The sequence below is a fragment of the Corticicoccus populi genome, assembly GCF_042686195.1.
GTDB classification, from domain to species: Bacteria; Bacillota; Bacilli; order Staphylococcales; family Salinicoccaceae; genus Corticicoccus; species Corticicoccus populi.
This window is the reverse complement of the sequence record NZ_JBHUOQ010000001.1, coordinates 1,211,087-1,232,164: the sequence shown is the minus strand read 5'-3', so window position 1 is coordinate 1,232,164 and position 21,078 is coordinate 1,211,087. Positions and strand designations below refer to the sequence as shown.

The window sequence follows — 21,078 nt, the reverse complement described above, 5'->3', positions numbered from 1 at the left end:
TAGGAAGGGGGATGGGCAATATGGTTAAAATAATACGCAAGCTGTTTCAAAGAATGACACCGCAGCGCGGTATACTTTTGTATTACCTTGTGGCGCTGATTGTGTCTACAGCCGTGTTGTCTCTGCCGTTTGTATATAATAATGAAACTACATTTATCAACAGATTGTTCATCGCCTCTTCCGCTTTATCTGTAACAGGTCTCAGCCCGGTCGACATTGCACATACATACAACCTCGGCGGTTATATTATTTTAATGCTGATTATGAATATCGGCGGTGTTGGTATTATGACGATGAGCACAATTATCTGGATTGTGCTCGGCTATCGTGTCGGCCTTAAAGAACGGATTCAGATTATGGTCGATAACAATCAGGATAAATTTTCAGGTGCCGTAAAACTGGTCATCGATATTATCACTCTGATTTTTATTGTGGAGATTGCAGGTGCCGTGATTTACTTCATATACTTCATGTCAAACAGCGGTGACATCAGTTATTCACTGCTGCACGGCATCTTTTTATCAGTGTCGGCAACAACAAACGGCGGAATGGATTTATTTTCAAGTTCAATGATTCAATATGATCATGAATTCCTGCTGCAGGTGCCTGTGATGCTGCAGATTTTCCTAGGCTCAATCGGGTATCCGGTATTGATTGAAGTAAAAACGTATTTTTCAAAACGGCATAAAAATTTCAGGTTCTCTTTGTATACTAAGGTAGCAACATCAATGTACGGGATTTTATTTGCCGGAGGTACACTGATGATATTTCTTTCGGAATGGCAGGAACATTTCAGAGAGGGTGTATTCCATGCTCTGATGAATTCAATGTTTTTGTCAGTAACAACGAGAAGCGGCGGTCTCACGACTGTGGATATTGATTCGTTGAATGAGGCCACCCAGCTGATGATGAGTGCATTGATGTTTGTCGGTGCGAGTCCGTCATCTGCAGGCGGCGGTATCAGAACAACAACGTTCGCGATATTAATTCTCTTTGTGATCTCATTCAGCAGAGGACGGCAGTCCATTCACGTGTTTCATAAGCAGCTCGTGAGGGAGGATGTTGAGAAAGCCTTCGCCGTGATTTCACTTGCTTTGTTCCTGGTATTTACAGGTGTTGTATCGATTGTATATATTGAGGGCGTTAAATTCAGTGTCATTGATGTAATTTTTGAAATAACAAGCGCCTTCGGGACAGCCGGTATATCAACAGGAATCACGGGTGATCTCTCTGTCCTCAGCAAGCTGATTATCATTGTGTTCATGTTTATCGGAAAGATTGGTTTTATTTCATTCCTGCTGTCAATGGGCGGCAGACAGCATAAATATTCCTATGAGCTTCCTAAAGAACGTTTGATGGTCGGGTAATATCATTTGTAAGTGATTATTGAGATCGATAGATGGTATGATATAAGTAATTGGAATAAAAACCCGTACAGTTTTTTAGGAAGGGGCACGAAAATATGCAGGAATTTTTTAATGTAAAGCTAATGATTACCCAGCAGATGGCTGGACGTCTCGGCGAAATGTCCGGCCCGACACTTGCCGGAGTTTCGAGGTATAACAGAAATTTAGTGCTCGATGACGGGCAGCACCTGATGACATTTGATCTCGGCGGTACGCTCGGAATTGATCAGAAGAGTACCGGTGTCAGAAACCCGAGTATTACTGCGATGAATTATATGAAATATGATTTCGCATCGTTGAACAAAAATGATTTATCGAATATTTCCAAGTTGAGGCGGGCACTCGGCTTCTCAATCCCGCCGTTTATGAGCTGTAACCTGGTTCACCCGTTGACAAAAGAACCATTTTTCGGAGAACCATATTTAATGTTGAACATTAAAGGTATGAAAGTTGCCGTACTCGGTGCATATGCAGGACCGTCCGATGTGTCGGATGCAGTGAAAAGTATTTATCCGAGCGATAAAAAGCTGACCGATTCTACTGCTGCATCGAAAAATTCCGGGGACGAGTACACCGGGGCAGGCAGCAGCTGGAACATGATTGAAAGCCGGTATAAAAAGCTGAACTTAAATCACCGGAGCCGTAAAAACGCTTCATCATCAGAAGAACCGATTGTCCACATATCAAAAATAGCACCCGCAATCAGACGGACGCTCAGATATATTTATGATAATGAGGAAACAGATTACGTTATTGCGATTCTCAGTAACTACGATGACAGCAAAAAAGAACTCCTCGATGACTTAGAAGGTGTCGGCATCGTCATTACCGGCGGTGAGGTTGATGACGATGTGGTCAGTAAAGACACTTCTGAAAGACATATGGCAGACCAGATTCCAAAGGGTGGGGATATTCCTTTATATCACCACCATCACAGCGGCTACGTGATGTCCATCGATATTGAATTCAAGCGGCGGATGACTTCATTCGAATACATCGGACACACAGTCAAGCAGATGAATCAGGAAATCGCAGCCAACAGCGATGACTTGAACCTCGTAGATCAGATTTACTATCATTTATAATTATGAAATAAAAACCCTGGGTCCTCCGAAAAGAGAATCCAGGGTTATTTTCTGGGGGAGGACCTGGTTTTGTGTTGAGAGGGTCTCAGGACGACATGTTCCGGCGCTACAGGTGATCCGAAATGCGTAAAGCTGTGTCGTATTTTAGGGCGTAACGCCACAGCTTGCAGAGAATCCGTCTATCTGTATCGTTTTTATTCCGTAAACGCGACAGAATCTTTAAATGATGTAATCTGTGTCGCCGAGCGCCACAGGTGACCCGAAATACGTAAAGCTGTGTCGTATTTAAGTGGAAAACGCCACAGCCTGCTGGGAATTCAACAACCTGTGTCGTTTCAACCCCGTAAACGTGACAGAATCTTTAAATGATGTAATCTGTGCCGCCGAGCGCTACAGGTCACCCGAAATACGTAAAGCTGTGTCATATTTCAAGAGGAAACGCCACAGCCATCCGGCAATCCAACAATCTGTGTCGTTTCAACCCCGTAAACGCGACAGAATCTTTAAATGATGTAATCTGTATCGCTGAGCGCTACAGATCACCAGAAACACCTAAAGCTGTGTCGTATTTCAGGGCGTAACGACACAGCCTGCTGGGAATTCAACAATCTGTGTCGTTTCAACCCCGTAAACGGGACAGAATCTTTAAATGATGTAATCTGTATCGCTGAGCGCTACAGGTCACCAGAAACACCTAAAGCTGTGTCATATTTCAGGAGAAAATGCCACAGCTGACCGCCAATCCAACAATCTGTCGCGTCCCAATCCCTTCATAAACGCGACATCCGCCTAAAATTCCTGTTCGTAGTATGATATTTATAAAAAGGGAGGACTTTCAATGTACTTTGAAGAAAATTATTTTAAAGATGCTGTCAGGACATTCTGCAGAGTCAACAATATTCATCATCAAAAGGTGAGGTATTCAGAAAGTGATATGACAGACGAAGATTTTGAGGACATCATCAGCATCGATATATCGAATTCTTTTGATGCCGGTATTGATCCGGATTGCTTTAAAGCGATGGATTTTATTCTCGGTATGCTCGGTTCGACCGGTACGAAATACAATCTGGTCAGTTTTTATAAATCCAAGGGTGCAGTAAGCAAGGTCAGTATTTATATACTTAAAAACGATTATCAAAAATTATTGAATGAAATGAATAAGACAGAGGGTAAGGATGAGGAATAAAACCCACCCTCTACTAAAATGAAGCAATCATTATAAAAAGCTGCCATTCAGTAATGACAGCTTCTCAAATATTTTCATTTAGATAACACTCCCCAACACACCTTACTCATCAAGTTCTTCGGAAATTTCAATCGAACGGTCGCGGGCACGACGGATGCCTGTTCTTAAAATTTTCTTGAAATCATCGGATTCAAGCTGCTTTAAACCGACATCAGTGACGCCTGCAGGACTCGTGATATTGATGCGGAGCTGCTCCGGTGTTTCACCTGATGACTTAAGCATTTTACCGGCACCGATTAAAGTCTGTGTCAGTAGTTCCGTCGCAGCAGCAGGGTCGACTCCTGACTCAACCGCGACTTCCTCCATTGCTTCAATCATATAGTAGAAAAATGCCGGTCCGGATCCGGCAATCGCGGTAATCATATGAAGGTCTTTTTCCTTTACGATTTTCACGAGACCGAGTGTTTCAAGCAGTGTCTCTGCGAGCAGTAAATCGTCATCTGAAACATGAGTTCCCCGGGCCATGCCGGTCGCGGACTCACCGACAAGTGCAGATGTATTCGGCATGGAGCGGATGACTTTTACTTCACCGCCGAGGGAGGATTCAATCTGTTCAATCGACAAACCGGCGATGACAGAAATAATCAAATGTCCCGGTGTTACATGGTGTTTCAGCCACTCGAGATATTCAGAAGCATCATATGGCTTCATCGCAAGTATTAAAATATCCGCTTCAACAAGCATCTGTTCTGCCTCATGGGTGCAGCGGACACCGTATTTATCCTCAATATAATTAAGACGCGCCTTATTTTTCCGGTTCGTCACCAAAAGACGCTCCGGTGGTATGATACGGCTCCGTGTAATTCCTGATATCAGTGCCTCAGCCACATTGCCGGCCCCGAAAAGTGCGATAGTTTTATCCATCAGTCTGCCTCCAATCCAACGTATTAATAATAAAAGACTTCTTTCCATTATACACAGTATTATTAGAAAATTAAGTATATTTTAACTAACAAAAAACACTAAATATCACTTTTAACATTATTGATATTTTTAACATGACATTTGTCATATCGAACACCTGACACATGGGTCTATCTATACAGTCGAATTTACTTCATACTCATGATAAAGTGCTACAGTATCAGGAGAAGAGGAATTGAAATGACAAAAGAAAAACAGGCCGCACTGAGAAAAGCAGTCGTGCCCTACGCAAAATCACAGACAAAAACAAGCATCATCCAACTATTAAATACAATACTGCCGTTTTTTATATTATGGGTGCTCGCCTGGCAGACACTCAGCATCTCATTTTGGCTGAGCCTGCCGTTCAGCATACTCGCATCAGGCTTTATGATCCGGTCGTTTATCATTTTTCATGACTGTGCCCACGGATCGTTTTTTAAGAATAAAAAGCTAAATGACTTTATTGGTACATTTACAGGTGTGATTACACACTTCGCTTATGAAAAGTGGAAGAAAGACCATTCCATCCACCACGCGACAAGCGGTAATTTGGATAAGCGGGGTATCGGTGATATCTGGGTAATGACGGTAAAAGAATATGAGGCAGCAGGGAAGTGGAAACGTCTGCAGTACAGGCTGTACAGAAATCCGATTGTCATGTTCGGACTCGGACCCTTCCAGTTGTTTTTAGGCGTGAATCGTTTCAACAGAAGAAAACCGAAGAAAAAAGAACGTCTGAACACTTACTTAATCAATGTGATTCTCGTTGCTGTTTATCTGTTCATCGGCTTTACACTCGGCTGGCACGTGATTCTGCTGGTACAGCTTCCGATTATTTATATTGCCGGCATCGCAGGTATCTGGTTGTTTTATGTCCAGCATCAATTCGAAGACTCATACTTTGAAAACGAATCAGAGTGGGATTTCGTAAAGGCGGCAGTAGACGGCAGCTCCTACTACAAACTGCCGAAGTGGCTTGAGTGGGTGACAGGAAGTATCGGTTATCACCATGTGCATCACCTCGCACCGAGAGTGCCGAACTATCATCTTGAAAAAGCACATGAGAACACGCCGCCGCTTCATAAGGCAACGACCATCACATTAAAGACCAGCCTGGAGTCCTTAAAATTCAGACTGTATGATGAAGAACAGAAAACATTCATCAGTTTCAAAGAGATGAGACGCTATCTTGAAAACAGAACACAGCGTCCGACACTCGGCTAAATTTCGAACCCGTTCCGGCTGAATGATTCAGCTGCAGCGGGTTTTTATAATACCGGATTTCATGCGGTCCTTAAAATATAACAGGGATACAGTATTGATACGGAATTTCACAGAAAATGATAGAATATAAATTAAGAAAGGACGTGACCAGAGTGAAGGAATGGTACTATATCTTCGCAAGAAATACAGGGCTTAATTTATACATATGGCTGTTGTTCTGTATTTTACCGTTTTACTTTATATTCCGTTCCAACACAACGTGGGAGATTGCGGTCGGTATCGTTGTCACAATGTTGTTCTTTGCGGTGTTCTGGATGTCTTACCGGACACATGGAGTGCGGATTTATATCGGCTTAAGTCTCCAGTTTGTGATGAATATTGTCATGTCCGTACTGTACGGTTATGTGTATTTTTCATTGTTTATCGCTTTTTATGTCGGTCATATTAAAAGCAGATCTGGTTTCATTACGATGTATGTCATTCACCTGGTGACGACAACAGGTGCTGTGACACTAGGATTTTTCAACAACTTTGAACTGTTTCTCGGATATCTGCCGTTTTTAATTATGACGATACTCGGCGTAATACTGATTCCGATTAATATCAGAAACCGCATCCGTCAGGAGGCACTTGAGGTGCAGCTTGATGATGCCAATCAGAAAATTGCGGAGCTCGCAATTATCGAAGAACGCCACCGTATCGCAAGGGACCTTCATGATACGCTCGGTCAGAAGCTGTCAGTTATCGGTTTGAAAAGTGAATTATCCAGGAAACTGATGGATAAAGATCCGGAAGCTGCCAAAAAAGAACTCCATGATATTGAGCAGTCTTCAAGGCTTGCATTAAAAGAAGTCCGTGAAATGGTCAGTGATATGAAAAAGATTACGATTCATGAGGAACTGAATCATATCCAGCAGCTTTTAAAAGCTGCAGATATCCGTAAAGAACTGATTATTGAAGCAGACATCAGCCGTCTTCCCGCTCTTATCGAAAATGTGCTCAGCATGTGCCTGAAAGAAGCGGTGAATAACGTCGTCAAGCACAGCGGCGCCACTGAATGCATGATGCAGCTTGTTGAGACGGAGAAAGATTTTCATTTAAAGGTAACAGATAACGGGAAGAACAGCGGACTCGAATATGGATACGGCAACGGGCTCGACGGCATGAAGGAACGCCTGTCATTCATCAACGGTGAAATGGATACGATAAAAACGATAGAGGGATTTGAAGTGAACATTACGATTCCAAAAGTTCTGAAGCAGATAGGAGAGATACAATGATTAAAATAGTAATTGCAGAAGATCAGACCCTCCTGCTCGGCGCCCTCGGGGCACTTCTTGATATGGAGGCGGACATGACGGTCATCGGTAAAGCATCGAACGGGAAAGAAATGCTTGAAATGGTTGAAACATTATCGCCGGATGTCTGTCTGATGGATATTGAAATGCCGGTGATGACAGGACTTGATGCGGCAGAAGCGTTAAAAGGCGGGGATGCCAAAGTGATGATACTGACCACCTTTATGCGTCCTGGCTATTTTCAGCGCGCGAAAGAAGCGGGTGTCAGAGGCTATTTATTAAAAGATACCCCGAGTGAAACACTCGCAGCTTCCATCCGACGCGTCATTAAAGGAGAGCGCGTGTTCTCACCGGAATTAATTGATATTGCCTTTGAAATGGATAATCCGTTAACCCGCCGTGAGATAGAAATCATGCAGCACCTGGCAGACGGTTTGACTACTAAAGACACGGCGAAGATTCTCGGGCTCTCAGGAGGTACCATCAGAAATTATGTATCGATTATCCTTGATAAACTCGGCGCTAAAAACCGGATAGAAGCCATTACTACTGTTAAAGAAAAAGGCTGGCTGAAATAAAAAAACTGAGATGTATATGAATACATCTCAGTCAGTATAAAAAATCCAGGTGTATTACGCTTCCTGAATAATCTTATAACGTTTGTGGTTTACCACTGTTTTTTCAAACATTTCGTGCTCATCGAAGTTTTCATTCATCGTGATGTCGACAATGACAGAGTTCTCGTTGACTTTCTCAACTTTCCCCTTCATTCCGTCAAATTCTACAATACTGCCAACTTTCGCTTCTTCCATAAGACCAACCTCCAAACAATCATTGCCACACATTATACAATAATTTTCATAAATTGTAACCAGTTTTAAAGTGTAAAATTAATCTATAGTTGAGATTTTATTTTATTTCTTGCCGATTTTCGAATGTTTTTAACCGTCGACATGCTGACACCGAGTACGAGCGAAATCTCTGCTGTACTATACCCGTCAAGCATCAATTCGAACCATGCAGCTTCACGTGTGTTTAAGTGTTTTTTCATGTCATGAATGATCAGTGCAATATGATTGTCTGTGTTTGAGAATAAAAAACCAATGCCCTCATCGAGATCTTCCGTAACGTCGACATTGGATGTATACCTGCTGGTTTTGCGGATTTCGTCAATCATCCGCTGGTACACCCGTGTATAGACAAACTGCGGGAGTGCGGCACCGTTTGCTGCATCCTTTTTGTAGGCCGTCACTGCCTGATGAACTGCAGAACGGCCGATCTGCATGTAGTCTTCAATATCATATAAAATATTCAGGCGTTTAATAATGCTCATAATCATGGGTTCGTAATCTGTAATGAGTCTGTTGAGTTCTCGTTCGTTAACAGTGTTATTCAATGTTCATTGTCCTAAGGATTTATCGATAAATCAGTTATTTCCGGATAAACAGACTATATAAAAGAATATTCATAAAATATAACGACTTAACAAGTATAATTAATGCTTTATTTTACATAAAGTTAACAAAAATAACATAATTGTTAAAATATTGTGTTTAAAATGAGATTTTAGTATATAATGTTCATGTTAAGACGATTTGCTTTTTAGTATTAGAGCGGGAATAAGCGGAATTATGCGGTGGGTTCATATCATCCCGTTTTGGATTTAAAAAAATTAAAAAACTGATTACACGAGGAGAATCATATTGCCGAACAATTATCATTTACTTATACCGGATGTAAAATACATTGAACCGATTAAGGATCCTGAACATTTATGCAGGATTCATTATCCGGCTGCTTTTTATGATTCCAAAATTCCAAGTGAGTCTGTTGTGAATCACCTCCTGCTTTATAAATACGGGACGAGCGTAAAAGCGAGGCGGGATCATTTAAAAGTCAGGCATGATATACACAGAATGGGTCCGATTGTCATGGATGAACGATGCCAGTTTGTGATGTTCCCGCTTTCTGTATCAAAAAACAAGAATCCGTTCTGGCTCAATTTATGCAGTATGCTTCAATTTTCAAGAAGCGGGATCGCTTCTCTACCGACACGTATTCATTTTAATGATATGACGACCATTGATATTGAAGCGGATTTTAAATTCTGCGAAAAACAGTATGATAAAACCCTCCGCGTCCTGGACCGGTCGATTAAAATTAAAGAACAGCCGATTTATATCACAGTATGATTCTGAATCAGGGCGCGGGGCTTTTATTTCATAAAAATGTCCAGCATAATGGGGGAAAGGAGGTGTTTTGATGAAGGTTTTAGTGTGCGGCGGTACATATCTTAATATCACTGATCAGGCGGATCCTTCATCAATGCGTCTGTCGGGCGGTGCGATGCTGTCGACTTTAATTGCGTCGCATTCACACCACGAGGTCCACCTCCATACAAATTTCAGCACTGAAGAAGAGCGGATCACAAAAAGCTATCAGAAGATGATTCGTAACCACTGGGTGCAGCCGAACGATGCTGCGAAAATCTCGAGTCCGTACGGGAGAATGAGCGGTAAAGATTTAATACCGGGATCGAATGTATTTGAGATGTCAGGAAGTGTGACGGACAGCACGAAGTATCAGTCGTTTGATTGTTTTGTCATCACAACGGACATTTCAGAGCGTGATTTCCGTAAGCTCAGCAGGTATGCTTTTGAACATGGTATTGAAACCATTGTCGTCACCGCGAATGAATATCCGCCGCCTGTCGTGTATCACGGTACAACAGTGATTTCACTTCCGGTTGAAGAAAGAGAACCCGAAAACGGAACCGTCTCTATGAACAGTGAGGTACGTCGCACGGATGAAGATATATCTGTGTCTGAAGACGGTTCGGCAGACGGGCACCTGCTTTCTGAAGAATCCTTTACATATAAAAGACGAGCGTCATCAGATGAATCGGCATTCAAATCAGAAGGCCACATGAATATTAATCGTGACCACCGGGGCGGACTGCCGGTGTATCATGAATATTTAACACTGATTAAAGATGAACTGCATAAAGCGGGGCTGATTGAGACGTCCAAAGTGATACGGCATCAAAGGAAACCGAAGCCGCCTGTAAAAAGACTATGGATGTTTATTCTCCAGCTGGTCGCGGCAGGAATGATCATTACAGGCATCGTGCTGTCTGTGTTATATCTATTTGATTATTTCAGCAGCAGGGATGTGTATGAGACAATGGTTGATGACAGCATGCCTGTAGAATCAGATGAATGCAGTACGGTCGGGGAGTGCCGGGCGCTCGGTGATGCGTATTTGAGCGAGCTTGAAGAATATATTGATATTATGGATGAACCGCACATGTTTATCGAGAACCGGACACGGACGAACTATATTGACTATGAAATTGATGCGTCACTGAACCTTGGGGAAGCGGATGAGGAGAATCCGCTCCCTGTCGGATCAAAAGAATCTTTTGAAGAAATATGGGAACGCTTCTCCCGGATTTTTCCGGAAGAATATTTAAGTGATCTTGATACATTCCGTTTATTCTCGGACGGTGAGGGGAATGTACTGGCATATGTTGAGATTATGGACGACAGTACGACACTTGCGGTGGACATCCGTGATAATCAAAACCGTGCGTCAGAGTACCGGACACTGATTCATGAATTCGGTCATATATATTCACTGCCTTTTGATGATTTTGATCAAGAGTGCGGAGCCGGTACAGATTTAAATTGTGTGAAAGATGATACAGTCATGTCGGATTATGTTGACCGCTTCTGGACACAGTACGGGGAGGACTGGCTCGAAAACTCCGAAAAATCAACATTTGAACGTGAAGCATTTTATAACAATCACGTCACAGACTTTCACGTGCCGTATCAGGCGACCAATGCGAAAGAAGATTATGCAGTGACTTTCCTGAGGTTTATCATTGAGCCGATGCCTGAAGCAGAAAGCAGTCAGTTGAAAGATATAAAAGTCCGATCATTTTATGAAGACAGTGAACTCGTGAAGCTGAGAGTGGATATTTTGAGAAATTTAGTCGAACTTGAGAAGGAAGGATGAGTGTATGAAAGTCAGGGTGAAGATTGAGGAAGCGGGCAGGGCGGCAGTCATTGAAAACATCAATATTGATGAACAATTAACCATCGGCCGGCTGTTTGATGATTTCATTATGAAAGGGCATGTACTCGAGCAGCAGGTGTATCAGCTGGAGCTCGGCAGTCTGTCCTACAACAGCCTTCACCGGCAGAAGGTACATGAAATCATTAGAACGTACCCCGGTTGCCGTTTCCTGTCCGACAGTTTAAAAGTTACATTAATGAACAGTGAAAACAGTCGAGGAGCCCGCCCGCTGCTGGATTATTCTCTGTTTCTTGAAACAGCCGCACAGTACTGTAAACCGGAAAATATACATCATATAGAGGACGGTGCCGTATGCTACATCCAGCAGGAGCATGCCCAGTTTTTAGTAAGGAAAGAAAACCACGGGCTCGAATTTTTTCATTTCAGACATCAGTTTGACAGCGCACTTGAATCCCGAGGCCGTGCGCCGTTTTTACATATTGAGCTGAAAACACGTGATGAACTGTCACATGACGAACTGACATGGATAAGAAGCGTGACACTGCCGAAAACAGAACGCCGTAATCCATTGATTCATCTGAACGGGGCGTCGCTCGATCAGGATCTGCTCATGGAAATTTCAACCCTGCTTCATAGGGTCATTGTCATTATCGGCACATATCAAAAAGCCGGGCAGAAAGTTGCGGGAGATTATGAGATGTTCCCCGCATATATTGAGATGAACGGTAAAACCACCGTCGGCCGCCTCGACCGCCGTTCACTCGAAGAAATTATCCCGGACCCGGCAGAATAAAGACAGAAATACCTCAATGGTTATTGGGGTATTTTATTTTGTCTTAATGCATCAGCTGAAGGGGGATGGGTTGTGAGCCTTTTTCAAATCTGCACAGCCCCTGTCTTTACAATATTTACAAAGTTCTTCAATGACACTGGAATCGTATCATATTATAATAGAAGTGATATAAGAAAATATGCCTTGGCATATTAGTTTAGAGGGAATCTCATGAATCATGTCTGGAATTTATTACAGGAACAGTGGCGGAATATCCATCTCATATGGAAGCTGTCTTTATATAATATTAAAAGTGAATATTCGAACCACTATTTAGGTGTATTCTGGAATATCTTACAGCCGTTTATGCAGGCTGCGATTTACTACATGATATTCGGCCTCGGTCTCAGAGGGGCGACGGCACCGGATGCGGAAATCCCGTTTATCATCTATTTAATATCCGGGCTCTTCCCGTGGCTCTTCATCTCCCAGGCCATTAATGTCGGTTCAAATGCGATTCATGCCCAGCTCGGTCTGGTGACGAAGATGCGTTTTCCGTCAAGCATACTGCTGTCGATTTCATACATGAACAGCCTGATCAATCTCGGTTTTATGACATTGATTATTGCGGCGGTTTCGCTTATCAACCAGTACACAAATCCGGTATATTTTCTCGGGCTGATTTATTTCCTCATCGCCTCATTTTCGCTGATATTTGCGATTACGCTGGTGATGAGTACGCTGATCATACTCGTCAGGGATTTCAGAAATATTCTGCAGAACTTAATCAGAATGGGATTTTTCCTGACACCGATTTTCTGGCAGGCAGGTGAGCGCGGCGGCTTCCTGCAGCTGATTTCGGATTTAAATCCGTTTGCTTATTTAGTCCAGACCTACCGTAACGCATTAATATACGGGGACGGCTTTTTCTACGGCGATGATGTCGACCACCTGTATTTCTGGATGGTGACACTATTCTTGATGATGGTCGGCAGCTACCTGCATATGAAATTTAGATATAAATTAATCGATTATTTATAAAGGAATGGTCTCATGCAGAAATACCTACTCATATCAAACGCATACCCGACCGCGGAAAAACTGTACGCAAACGCATTTCTGCACCGGCGCGTAAAAGCATACGCAGAACGCGGACTCGACATTACCGTGGTCGTCATCACAACACGCGTCCTGAAAGACAAATATTATGACGGCGTCCGGATTAAATATATGGATACACACGAAATCGCATCACATTTACACACACACGAATACAACACTGTGATGTTTCACTTTGTGAACCCGAAAATGTTTTACGGAATAAAAACCATGCCGCAGGACAAACGTCCGAGGATTGTGGTCTGGCTGCACGGCTTTGAAGCAGAGGCATGGCACAGACGTTATTATAACTTCCTCGGTGATATTAAACAGCTCGATGCCCAGCTTGAGCGTCGTGATACTGTGTATCAGCCTCAGAAAGTATTTTTACAGGATATTATGACATCGGATGAATATGATATTTCATTTATCTATGTATCGGAGGCATTTAAATCACTGTATGTTGATCCGTATACAGAGATTGTGCCAAGGCGGTATGCGATCATACCGAACATTGTGGATGAGCGTTTATTTCCGTATCGTAAAAAAACGGCAGCGGATGTGAAAAAGATATGCAGCATCCGGCCGTATGTGTCAAAAAACTATGCGAATGATATTACAGCGGCAGTGATTGAGCAGTTAAGCCGTAAAAAATACTTTAAGGAACTGACCTTTAATTTATATGGTGACGGTCCGTTATTTGATGAGGTGACGGCACCTTTGAAACGCTTTAATAACGTACATCTTCATAAAGGCTTTGTGGCGCAGTCGGATATTTCTGAAATCCACAAAAATCATGGTGTATTTCTATGTCCGTCGCGTCATGATTCTCAAGGTGTGTCCATCGGTGAAGCCATGGCGTCAGGACTTGTGCCTGTGTCAAATGCTATCGGCGGTATTCCGGAATTTGTGCCGGAAGGGACAGGATACCTTGCAGAACGTGACCATGTTGATGAGATGGTGCAGTATTTTGATGCATTATATCAGCACCCGAAAACTTTTTTAAAGATGTCCAAAAAAGCAGCGGACTTTATTCGGAAAAAAGCAGGCGTTAAAGCTGTGATTGATAAAGAGATTGAGGTGATTACAGGTGACTGAACAGGTAGACTGGAAGCGGGCGTATAAAGATTTAGAAGCACATATTGAACATATCATGGAGGAAACAAGCGTACTGGTGAACAATGCGTCGCCGAAGCTTAAAATTCATGACATTCACACAGAAACAGAAGGAAACCTGACTGTAGTGATTGATGCTGCGGGCAGCGGCATGACGTATGCGGCATATTTAATCGACCGCTCGGGGAAAAGTGAAACCATTAAACTGCCGTATCAGCGGTCAAATACATTTCATTTCGATGTGGAGAGCGGCAAGTATACCATTCAGGGCTTTGTCCGGGAGAATGACAGTGAAGCGGGTACTGTAGCAGTGAAGAAAAATGTGAAGTACACGAGGGTGAATGCTGATGACAAAACTGATTGAATCGACTGATTTTGAATCCGGACAAACAGAATATGTGCTGAAGCTTTCAGGTTCAGATGCTGAAAAGCTGAAAGAAGATACAGCACGTGTATTAAAGATGACAGAGTCATTTTTAATTGATGTGACAGACGCGGATACACTTCATGGTGTGTCTGACAGTATACCGCCTGCCTGTACTGAAATCAAAGTAATCATAAGGCATGAATCCTGTGATAACGAGGCTTTGAAATCCTTGAAGCGTGTGTCGGATATTGATGTTTCGGATACCCATTTTATACTGAAACTCGGTTCTGAAGAAAACCCGGATATTTATGACGTATTTAAAGTGATGCAGATCAACATTCAAAACAAGAAGCGGACAATGGAAGCTGAAATACTCGGAAATGCATTGGAAAAAGACAGTGGTTCAAGCCTTGAAACAGAACATCTGAAACGTGAGAATGAACGCCTTCAGGCACTTCTCGCGTCATCTGAAGAGATGGATCATTCGGAACGTTACGTGGCACTCATGGAGAAATATAAGCAGGCGTTGACCCGACTTAATCATCTGCGTAATTCGAAACTCGGCAGACTTCAGATGGCATACTGGAAACGGAGAGGGAGACAGTAGATGAATATGGATTACAGAATGAATCAATCAGATATCAGTCCTAATATCAATATTCCGCGTCATTCCAAAGGGGTTTCTGTCATCCAGTATACGGACCGGATGGATACAGAGATTATTACCCGGACAGATGTCCAGCATATTATCGTATCGGATAATGAAGAAATCATCCGTCACTACAAGGAGAGGACAACTGTCCTTGGGACGATTGAGCAGGCAAAAATGTATGTGAAGTACTCGCATTATATTGTTCTTTCAGGGAGTGAAACACTTCATTTGAATGATGACTTCAGCTTTGGGTTTGATGACATTGTCCTCATTAAAATAAAGTCTCCGAAGACGGTGGATGAGAAGATATATGATTATTTTTATCATACTTTTAAAACAGACAATCTGACAGTCAGTGACATGGATAAAGTGATTTCGAACCATGTGCTGCTGCCGTCCTGCCGGATGTTCAGGCATGTTTATCAGTCGAATATTGAAACGGACCGTTACCTTGACCGCCTCAGCGTGATTTCTGTATCCGAGGTCAAACTGTTTAAAAACGGCATTGAAATGGTATATGAAAGGGATGACACAGAAAAAGAAATTCCTTTTCAGAATGCGGCAGCAGAAGAAGACACTTACACGATTCTTTCTGAACTCGACCGTCTTTCGCTCAAGCGGAATAGTGAAGTGCTCAAGCTCTTAAAATATTTTAAGATGAAACATACACTCTTCCTGAAAAATCAGATTGACCGAAAGGACATGACGAGAGAAGCGGTGATTAACCGTCTTGAAGCGGCCGGTGTGAAGCCGGACACTGTCACATTAAACAAAGGCAGCGCGTCAAAACTCGTTCTTGCCTACTGTTTCCCGCCGTATAATGATACGAGCGGCAATGTGATGGCTAAAAGGATGCATTCAGAAGGAGAAGTGTCGGATGTGATTTCAAATAATATGAGCCGGATTCGGACAAGAGATGAGAAACTTTTGAGCATCACAGACACTGTCCTCGATACGCAGCTGGTACTTGACGGGCCGCAGGCTTTCAGCAGCTGGTACAGTATTGAACGTTATATGGATGACGGGTTGGAACAGTATTTAATGTTTCGTGATAAGTATCAGACAGTGTATTCAAGGGCAATGTTCCCGCATTCACATTTTCTCGGCTTTCAGATTAAGAAAGACAGTAATATTCACTGGGTGGCGGAGTTTTCAGATCCCCTTCATAAAGATGTGAAAGGTGATTTAAGATATGCGCCGATTGATGATGGCGATTATATCAACAGCTTAAAAGCCGCCGTCGATGACAGGTATCATCATTTAATTGATGATAATGTCTTTAATATCTGCGAGCTGCTTCCGTTTTTATATGCGGACGAACTGATTTTCACCAATCACTTTCAGCTTGAAGATATGCTCGAACGCTTCGATGAAGATATTCAAAGTTCAGTCAGACAGCGCGCACGAATCTCCAGTCACCCGTCACCGTCAGCTGACATGTATACAATGGAGCAATCACTCTATCCGCTTGATAATGAAACCATTCATCTCGCGTATTTCGGTAATTTTTATGATACGAGAGGCTTCAGACAGCTGGAACTTGCCGCAAAGTATCTATATGAGAGCGGGATTAATAATTTTATGATTCATGTATTTACGAATTTGAAATCCGGTGTCCACCAGCAGTACAGCAACAGTGATTTTAAACATTACTTTAAAATCAATCCGTTTGTAACATATTTTGAGTGTTTAAACTTAACCCGACGGATGGATATTTTAATGATTTTTGATGCTGAAACAAAAGGGATTAAAGCACATAATCCTTATATTCCGTCAAAGTACAGTGACTATAAACAAAGCGGCAGCCTGACATGGGCATTTACAGAGGCAGGCAGTACGCTCGACAGTATTGAACAGACGGGGACATATATTACAAGACAGCATGATTACCATTTATACAGTAAAACGTTCCGTACACTTTCTGAAATACTAAAAAAACCACTTTACCGCGCATCAAATATTGAATGCGTGAAATAACAGGGTGAGAGATATGACATATAAAGTACGCGTGAAAAATGTATCCAAAGTATTTAATACGACTAAGAACAACAAGAAACTTTGGAATATGATACTTCCGCTGAAGAATAAAAAAACTGAATACTATCAGGCATTAAAAGATGTGTCATTTGATGTTCAGGCAGGGGATTCTGTCGGAATTGTCGGCTTGAACGGCTCCGGAAAATCAACATTGTCGAACCTTCTCGGCGGTGTATCCTCACCGTCAGCGGGCACGATTGAAGTAAACGGCAATGCATCGTTAATTGCTATTTCAGCAGGTCTCAATATGGAACTGACCGGTTCTGAAAATATTCATATGAAATGTTTAATGCACGGCCTGAGCGAAAAAGAAATCGCAGAACGGTATGATGCGATTGTTGAATTCAGCGAACTTGAAGATTTCATGAATCAGCCGATTAAATCATATTCGAGCGGCATGCAGTCGAGACTCGGTTTTTCAATTGCGGTGCATACAGATCCGGATGTTCTGGTTATAGATGAGGCATTGTCGGTCGGAGATGATACATTTACGAATAAATGTATTAAGCGCATTGAGGCATTCCGTGAGGCAGGGAAGACAATCTTTTTCGTCAGTCACTCTATCGAGCAGATTCAGAAGATGTGCAACAAGGCACTGTGGCTTCATTACGGGGAAGTCCGTGATTTCGGGAACTGTATACCGGTTGTCGGGATGTATGCCCGTTTTGTAAGGGGCTATAATATGAAGCCGAAACACATCCAAAAGCGTTACAAAAAAGAAATGCTTTCAAGGCAGCGGGTGGAAGCATTTGACTACATCCACGATGACCAGACGTTTGGTGCATGGAACGGCGTGCTGCTCGGCGGTGTATCGATTGTCCTCGGTATCGCTCTTTACATGCAGATTATCGGCCATTTTTAAAAGTGAACACTGAGGAGTGACACAGATGAGTGAAAAAATAAGTTATGAAGAACTGAAGAGAATCGCACTCGACAGTCTGGAGCGGGAACAGCGTATCCTGAAGGAGTTTAAAATTATCGATCAGGAGATGTCTGCGTTGAAAAATGATAACGCCAGACTGAACCGCGAACTGAACAAATATAAAGGCTTTCTGCCGATTCGGGCGGCACTTAAAGCGAAAAAGATGATTCGGAAGTAGGGGACATAATGTCTGAGATTAATATTCGAAGAAGAATTCAGGAAATTGAATCGCTGAAACAGTATATTACCTCCGGAGTAAAAGAAGAGGCGGCACCGGTGGTACAGACGGCGTCACTCGCACACGGCATCAGTCTGATTATTCCCGTCCACCGCGGTGAGGACTTCATGCGGCGCCTGATTCAATGTATTGAGCGGCAGACACTGGATGCAGAGTTATTTGAGGTCATTGTCGTGTTTAACGGCGAGTTTGAAGCTTCTGAAGAGATATTCAAAACTATAGAAAAAAAGAAAAACTATACTGTCTTATATTCAGATAAAGGGGTCGCACGCGCAAGAAACATGGGGATTGAAGCGTCCCGATTTCAATATACAGCATTCCTCGATGCGGATGATACACTGTCTGACCACTATTTGGAGCACTCTCTTCAGGAGGCGGAACCTTATTCCATTCTGCTGAACAAAATATATGATGTGAAGAACGGCAGGAGCGACGGCGGTGCGAATCATATTTCAAAGGAAATACTGAAGTCACCGACCTATCCTGAGGGCTATTTTCATGTTGTGAAAAATTTATCCTTGAACGGGGCAAAAATCATTCCGTCAATGATGCTAAAAGAGACACTGTTTGATGAGGGCTTACAGAACGGAGAAGATGTGGTGCTCTATATGAAGCTTGTGTCTGAACATAAGCCGGTCGTTAAAGTCAATCCAAAAAGTTCAGTGTACTACCGGTATATTGTGGCAGGGTCGTTGTCCCGTGCAGTTTCAAGCTATCAGTTTAATATTACTGACCGTTTGAACGTGCTCACACATCTCCAGGATATACTGAAACTTGAAGACAGCAGAGAGATCCGGACACTCATTATTGACAGAATGCGTGCTCAGGCAGGCTTCATGAACCGCTATTTAAAAGCACATCCGCATGAATATCCGAAAGTCATCAGTCAGGTCGTCCACCTCACTGAAGAGTATTTTCCGTTTGAACGGATGAATGAGGATCTTGAGAAAAGACTGTATATCAGTTACTGTTTTCCGCCGTATGCAGATACGAGCGGGACAGTACTCGCAAAGCGGATTCGTGAAGACCACAGACCGTGTGATGTCATCCATAATAATATGTATGCGGTCCGGGAACTTGATTTGACACTGGAACGCATCGCAGCGCCTTTTATTGGGAAACAGTTTGAAATCAATACCCCGTCTTCATTTTCGAATAAAGAGTACATCCGGATGTTTGTTGAGAAATCACTTGAGAATTTGACACTGTCAAAGTATGAAGAAATATATTCAAGAGCCTTATGGCCGGCATCTCATGTGCTCGCATTTGAAATACTGAAAAGTGTGCGTACCATCCGCTGGATTGCGGAATTTTCCGACCCGCTGTATAAAGACATTAAAAATACCGTCCGTAATACTTCCTACTATACCAATAAGGAAGTGAGCGTCGTCAAAAAGAAAACCCCGGAAGCATATCATCAGTATCTGGATGACAATCTCTTCAATATGACGGAAGTGATTCCATTTATTTTCGCGGATGAGCTGGTGTTTACCAATGAAATTCAGATGGAGTCCATGATTGAGCGTTTTGATGATGTATTTAAAAATATGGTCCGTCAGAAATCAGTGATTAAAATGCATCCGGTACTGCCGCCGGACTACTATCATTATCAAAAGCACTATGTTGATTTAAATCCGGATACGATCAATATCGGCTACTTCGGCAATTTTTATGAGACAAGAAATGTTGAAGAAATTATGGATATTGCGAAAATGATTGAGAAGAAAAACTTAAATATCAAGCTATATATATTCACGAGTGATATCAAGAAAGCCAAAAGCAGGGTATACGCAGACGGCTACGTTGACACCATTGAAGTACACTCATATTTAAGATATTTTGAGTTTCTGAATGCGCTGAAAGATTTTGACTGCCTGTTAATCAATGATGCCCATACGAAAGAATTTCATACTGATAACCCGTATCTGCCGTCTAAGTTCAGTGACTGTCTCGGTTCCGGGACACCAATCTGGATCCAGTATGAACCAGGGAGCATTCTTGAAATGATCAGCAGGTGGACATCCGGTGATATTTTTGGCAACCAGCTGAATGACCAAAACGGCATTTATGAAAACCTGCAGAAAATCAGCGAAATGAAAAAATGACTGCACCGGCATCCGGTACAGTCACGTGTCCCCTCACAGTCCGTGAGGGGATTTATTTTACAAATCTTTTACCATATATTTATGCGGAATGCCTGCATCATCAAAGATATCACTGTCCACAACATAGCCGAGTTTTTCATAAAACGGAATCGCCTGAACCTGTCCGCCGAGCTTGGCTTTTTTGTATCCTGCAGCACGAGCGTGTTCGTGGACGGCATTCATCAAATCATAGCCGTAGCCGTGACCGCGGGCTTCTTTTAAAACAGCCATACGTTCCACTTTAATCAGTTCATCGTCTATCGTGCGGTATCGGACCGTACCAAGCGGAGTGTCCGCATCATCCGTCAACAGAAAATGGACGCAGGTGTTTTCATAACGGTCGACTTCAATTTCTCTCGGAACGTTCTGTTCCTCTACAAACACTGTGAATCGGATGCTGAGACACTGTTGATATAAAGCATCTGACTCCGCAACTTTTACCTGAATATTTTTCATCATCTTCACCTCATATAAGAATGTTTAAGAATAAACGTCCCAGTCAATTTGACTGAGACGCGGTTTA

Annotated in this window: 21 protein-coding genes; 17 read left to right on the top strand and 4 right to left on the bottom strand. The window is 42.6% G+C overall.

The annotated features are described in order from the left end of the window. The first annotated feature begins 20 nt into the window (after positions 1-20). From ACFSX4_RS06160 to ACFSX4_RS06150, 3 genes are all read left to right on the top strand, one after another. Positions 21-1,367, top strand: coding sequence for a TrkH family potassium uptake protein (locus ACFSX4_RS06160; RefSeq protein ID WP_377772611.1), 1,347 nt, complete (start codon positions 21-23; stop codon positions 1,365-1,367). Between the two features lie 95 nt (positions 1,368-1,462). Then, entirely contained in the window at positions 1,463-2,491 is a 1,029-nt protein-coding gene (locus tag ACFSX4_RS06155) for a hypothetical protein (RefSeq protein ID WP_377772609.1), read from the top strand. A gap of 838 nt (positions 2,492-3,329) precedes the next feature. Then, positions 3,330-3,680, top strand: a complete 351-nt coding sequence (locus tag ACFSX4_RS06150) for a hypothetical protein (RefSeq protein WP_377772607.1) — start codon at positions 3,330-3,332, stop codon at positions 3,678-3,680. A gap of 102 nt (positions 3,681-3,782) precedes the next feature. On the opposite strand, the gene proC is transcribed toward ACFSX4_RS06150, so the two are convergent. Continuing rightward, positions 3,783-4,604: a pyrroline-5-carboxylate reductase gene (proC, locus tag ACFSX4_RS06145; protein WP_377772605.1), complete on the bottom strand. Its 822-nt coding sequence runs from the start codon at positions 4,602-4,604 to the stop codon at positions 3,783-3,785. A gap of 240 nt (positions 4,605-4,844) precedes the next feature. Here proC and ACFSX4_RS06140 point away from each other — a divergent pair, with 240 nt between their 5' ends. From ACFSX4_RS06140 to ACFSX4_RS06130, 3 genes are all read left to right on the top strand, one after another. Then, positions 4,845-5,870, top strand: coding sequence for a fatty acid desaturase (locus tag ACFSX4_RS06140; protein WP_377772603.1), 1,026 nt, complete (start codon positions 4,845-4,847; stop codon positions 5,868-5,870). A gap of 152 nt (positions 5,871-6,022) precedes the next feature. Beyond that, positions 6,023-7,150 (top strand): sensor histidine kinase, encoded by a 1,128-nt coding sequence (locus ACFSX4_RS06135; protein WP_377772601.1) that lies wholly within the window; start codon positions 6,023-6,025, stop codon positions 7,148-7,150. Further along, positions 7,147-7,746, top strand: a complete 600-nt coding sequence (locus ACFSX4_RS06130) for a response regulator transcription factor (RefSeq protein WP_377772599.1) — start codon at positions 7,147-7,149, stop codon at positions 7,744-7,746. The genes ACFSX4_RS06135 and ACFSX4_RS06130 overlap by 4 nt, the downstream gene beginning before the upstream one ends. Before the next feature lie 54 nt (positions 7,747-7,800). On the opposite strand, the gene ACFSX4_RS06125 is transcribed toward ACFSX4_RS06130, so the two are convergent. Together ACFSX4_RS06125 and ACFSX4_RS06120 are read right to left on the bottom strand one after the other, a co-directional pair. After that, positions 7,801-7,980, bottom strand: coding sequence for a YkvS family protein (locus ACFSX4_RS06125; protein ID WP_377772597.1), 180 nt, complete (start codon positions 7,978-7,980; stop codon positions 7,801-7,803). Between the two features lie 83 nt (positions 7,981-8,063). Then, positions 8,064-8,564, bottom strand: a complete 501-nt coding sequence (locus ACFSX4_RS06120) for a sigma-70 family RNA polymerase sigma factor (protein ID WP_377772595.1) — start codon at positions 8,562-8,564, stop codon at positions 8,064-8,066. Between the two features lie 307 nt (positions 8,565-8,871). Between ACFSX4_RS06120 and ACFSX4_RS06115 the strand changes: the two genes are divergently transcribed. The 11 genes from ACFSX4_RS06115 to ACFSX4_RS06065 all read left to right on the top strand — a co-directional run bounded on the left by ACFSX4_RS06115 (position 8,872) and on the right by ACFSX4_RS06065 (position 20,516). Continuing rightward, positions 8,872-9,360: a competence protein ComK gene (locus ACFSX4_RS06115; RefSeq protein WP_377772593.1), complete on the top strand. Its 489-nt coding sequence runs from the start codon at positions 8,872-8,874 to the stop codon at positions 9,358-9,360. A 70-nt stretch (positions 9,361-9,430) separates the two neighbouring features. Beyond that, positions 9,431-11,188 carry a hypothetical protein gene (locus tag ACFSX4_RS06110; RefSeq protein ID WP_377772591.1) on the top strand — a complete coding sequence of 586 codons (1,758 nt, stop codon included), beginning with the start codon at positions 9,431-9,433 and terminating at the stop codon, positions 11,186-11,188. A gap of 4 nt (positions 11,189-11,192) precedes the next feature. Continuing rightward, positions 11,193-12,002, top strand: a complete 810-nt coding sequence (locus ACFSX4_RS06105; protein ID WP_377772589.1) for a hypothetical protein — start codon at positions 11,193-11,195, stop codon at positions 12,000-12,002. A gap of 210 nt (positions 12,003-12,212) precedes the next feature. Next, positions 12,213-13,022: an ABC transporter permease gene (locus tag ACFSX4_RS06100; RefSeq protein WP_377772587.1), complete on the top strand. Its 810-nt coding sequence runs from the start codon at positions 12,213-12,215 to the stop codon at positions 13,020-13,022. Positions 13,023-13,034: 12 nt separating this feature from the next. After that, entirely contained in the window at positions 13,035-14,177 is a 1,143-nt protein-coding gene (locus tag ACFSX4_RS06095) for a glycosyltransferase family 4 protein (RefSeq protein ID WP_377772585.1), read from the top strand. Further along, positions 14,170-14,559 (top strand): hypothetical protein, encoded by a 390-nt coding sequence (locus ACFSX4_RS06090; RefSeq protein ID WP_377772583.1) that lies wholly within the window; start codon positions 14,170-14,172, stop codon positions 14,557-14,559. Before ACFSX4_RS06095 ends, ACFSX4_RS06090 begins: the two co-directional genes overlap by 8 nt. After that, positions 14,543-15,169, top strand: a complete 627-nt coding sequence (locus ACFSX4_RS06085; protein WP_377772581.1) for a hypothetical protein — start codon at positions 14,543-14,545, stop codon at positions 15,167-15,169. Before ACFSX4_RS06090 ends, ACFSX4_RS06085 begins: the two co-directional genes overlap by 17 nt. Beyond that, positions 15,170-17,191, top strand: a complete 2,022-nt coding sequence (locus tag ACFSX4_RS06080; RefSeq protein WP_377772579.1) for a hypothetical protein — start codon at positions 15,170-15,172, stop codon at positions 17,189-17,191. Positions 17,192-17,204: 13 nt separating this feature from the next. After that, complete coding sequence (locus ACFSX4_RS06075; RefSeq protein ID WP_377772577.1) at positions 17,205-18,113, top strand: ABC transporter ATP-binding protein; 909 nt, start codon at positions 17,205-17,207, stop codon at positions 18,111-18,113. A gap of 25 nt (positions 18,114-18,138) precedes the next feature. Next, positions 18,139-18,351 carry a hypothetical protein gene (locus tag ACFSX4_RS06070; RefSeq protein WP_377772575.1) on the top strand — a complete coding sequence of 71 codons (213 nt, stop codon included), beginning with the start codon at positions 18,139-18,141 and terminating at the stop codon, positions 18,349-18,351. Between the two features lie 8 nt (positions 18,352-18,359). Further along, positions 18,360-20,516 (top strand): glycosyltransferase, encoded by a 2,157-nt coding sequence (locus tag ACFSX4_RS06065; protein ID WP_377772573.1) that lies wholly within the window; start codon positions 18,360-18,362, stop codon positions 20,514-20,516. Between the two features lie 57 nt (positions 20,517-20,573). On the opposite strand, the gene ACFSX4_RS06060 is transcribed toward ACFSX4_RS06065, so the two are convergent. Continuing rightward, the gene (locus tag ACFSX4_RS06060) at positions 20,574-21,011 is read right to left on the bottom strand and encodes a GNAT family N-acetyltransferase (protein WP_377772571.1); all 438 of its coding nucleotides are present in this window, start codon (positions 21,009-21,011) and stop codon (positions 20,574-20,576) included. Positions 21,012-21,078 lie beyond the last annotated feature (67 nt).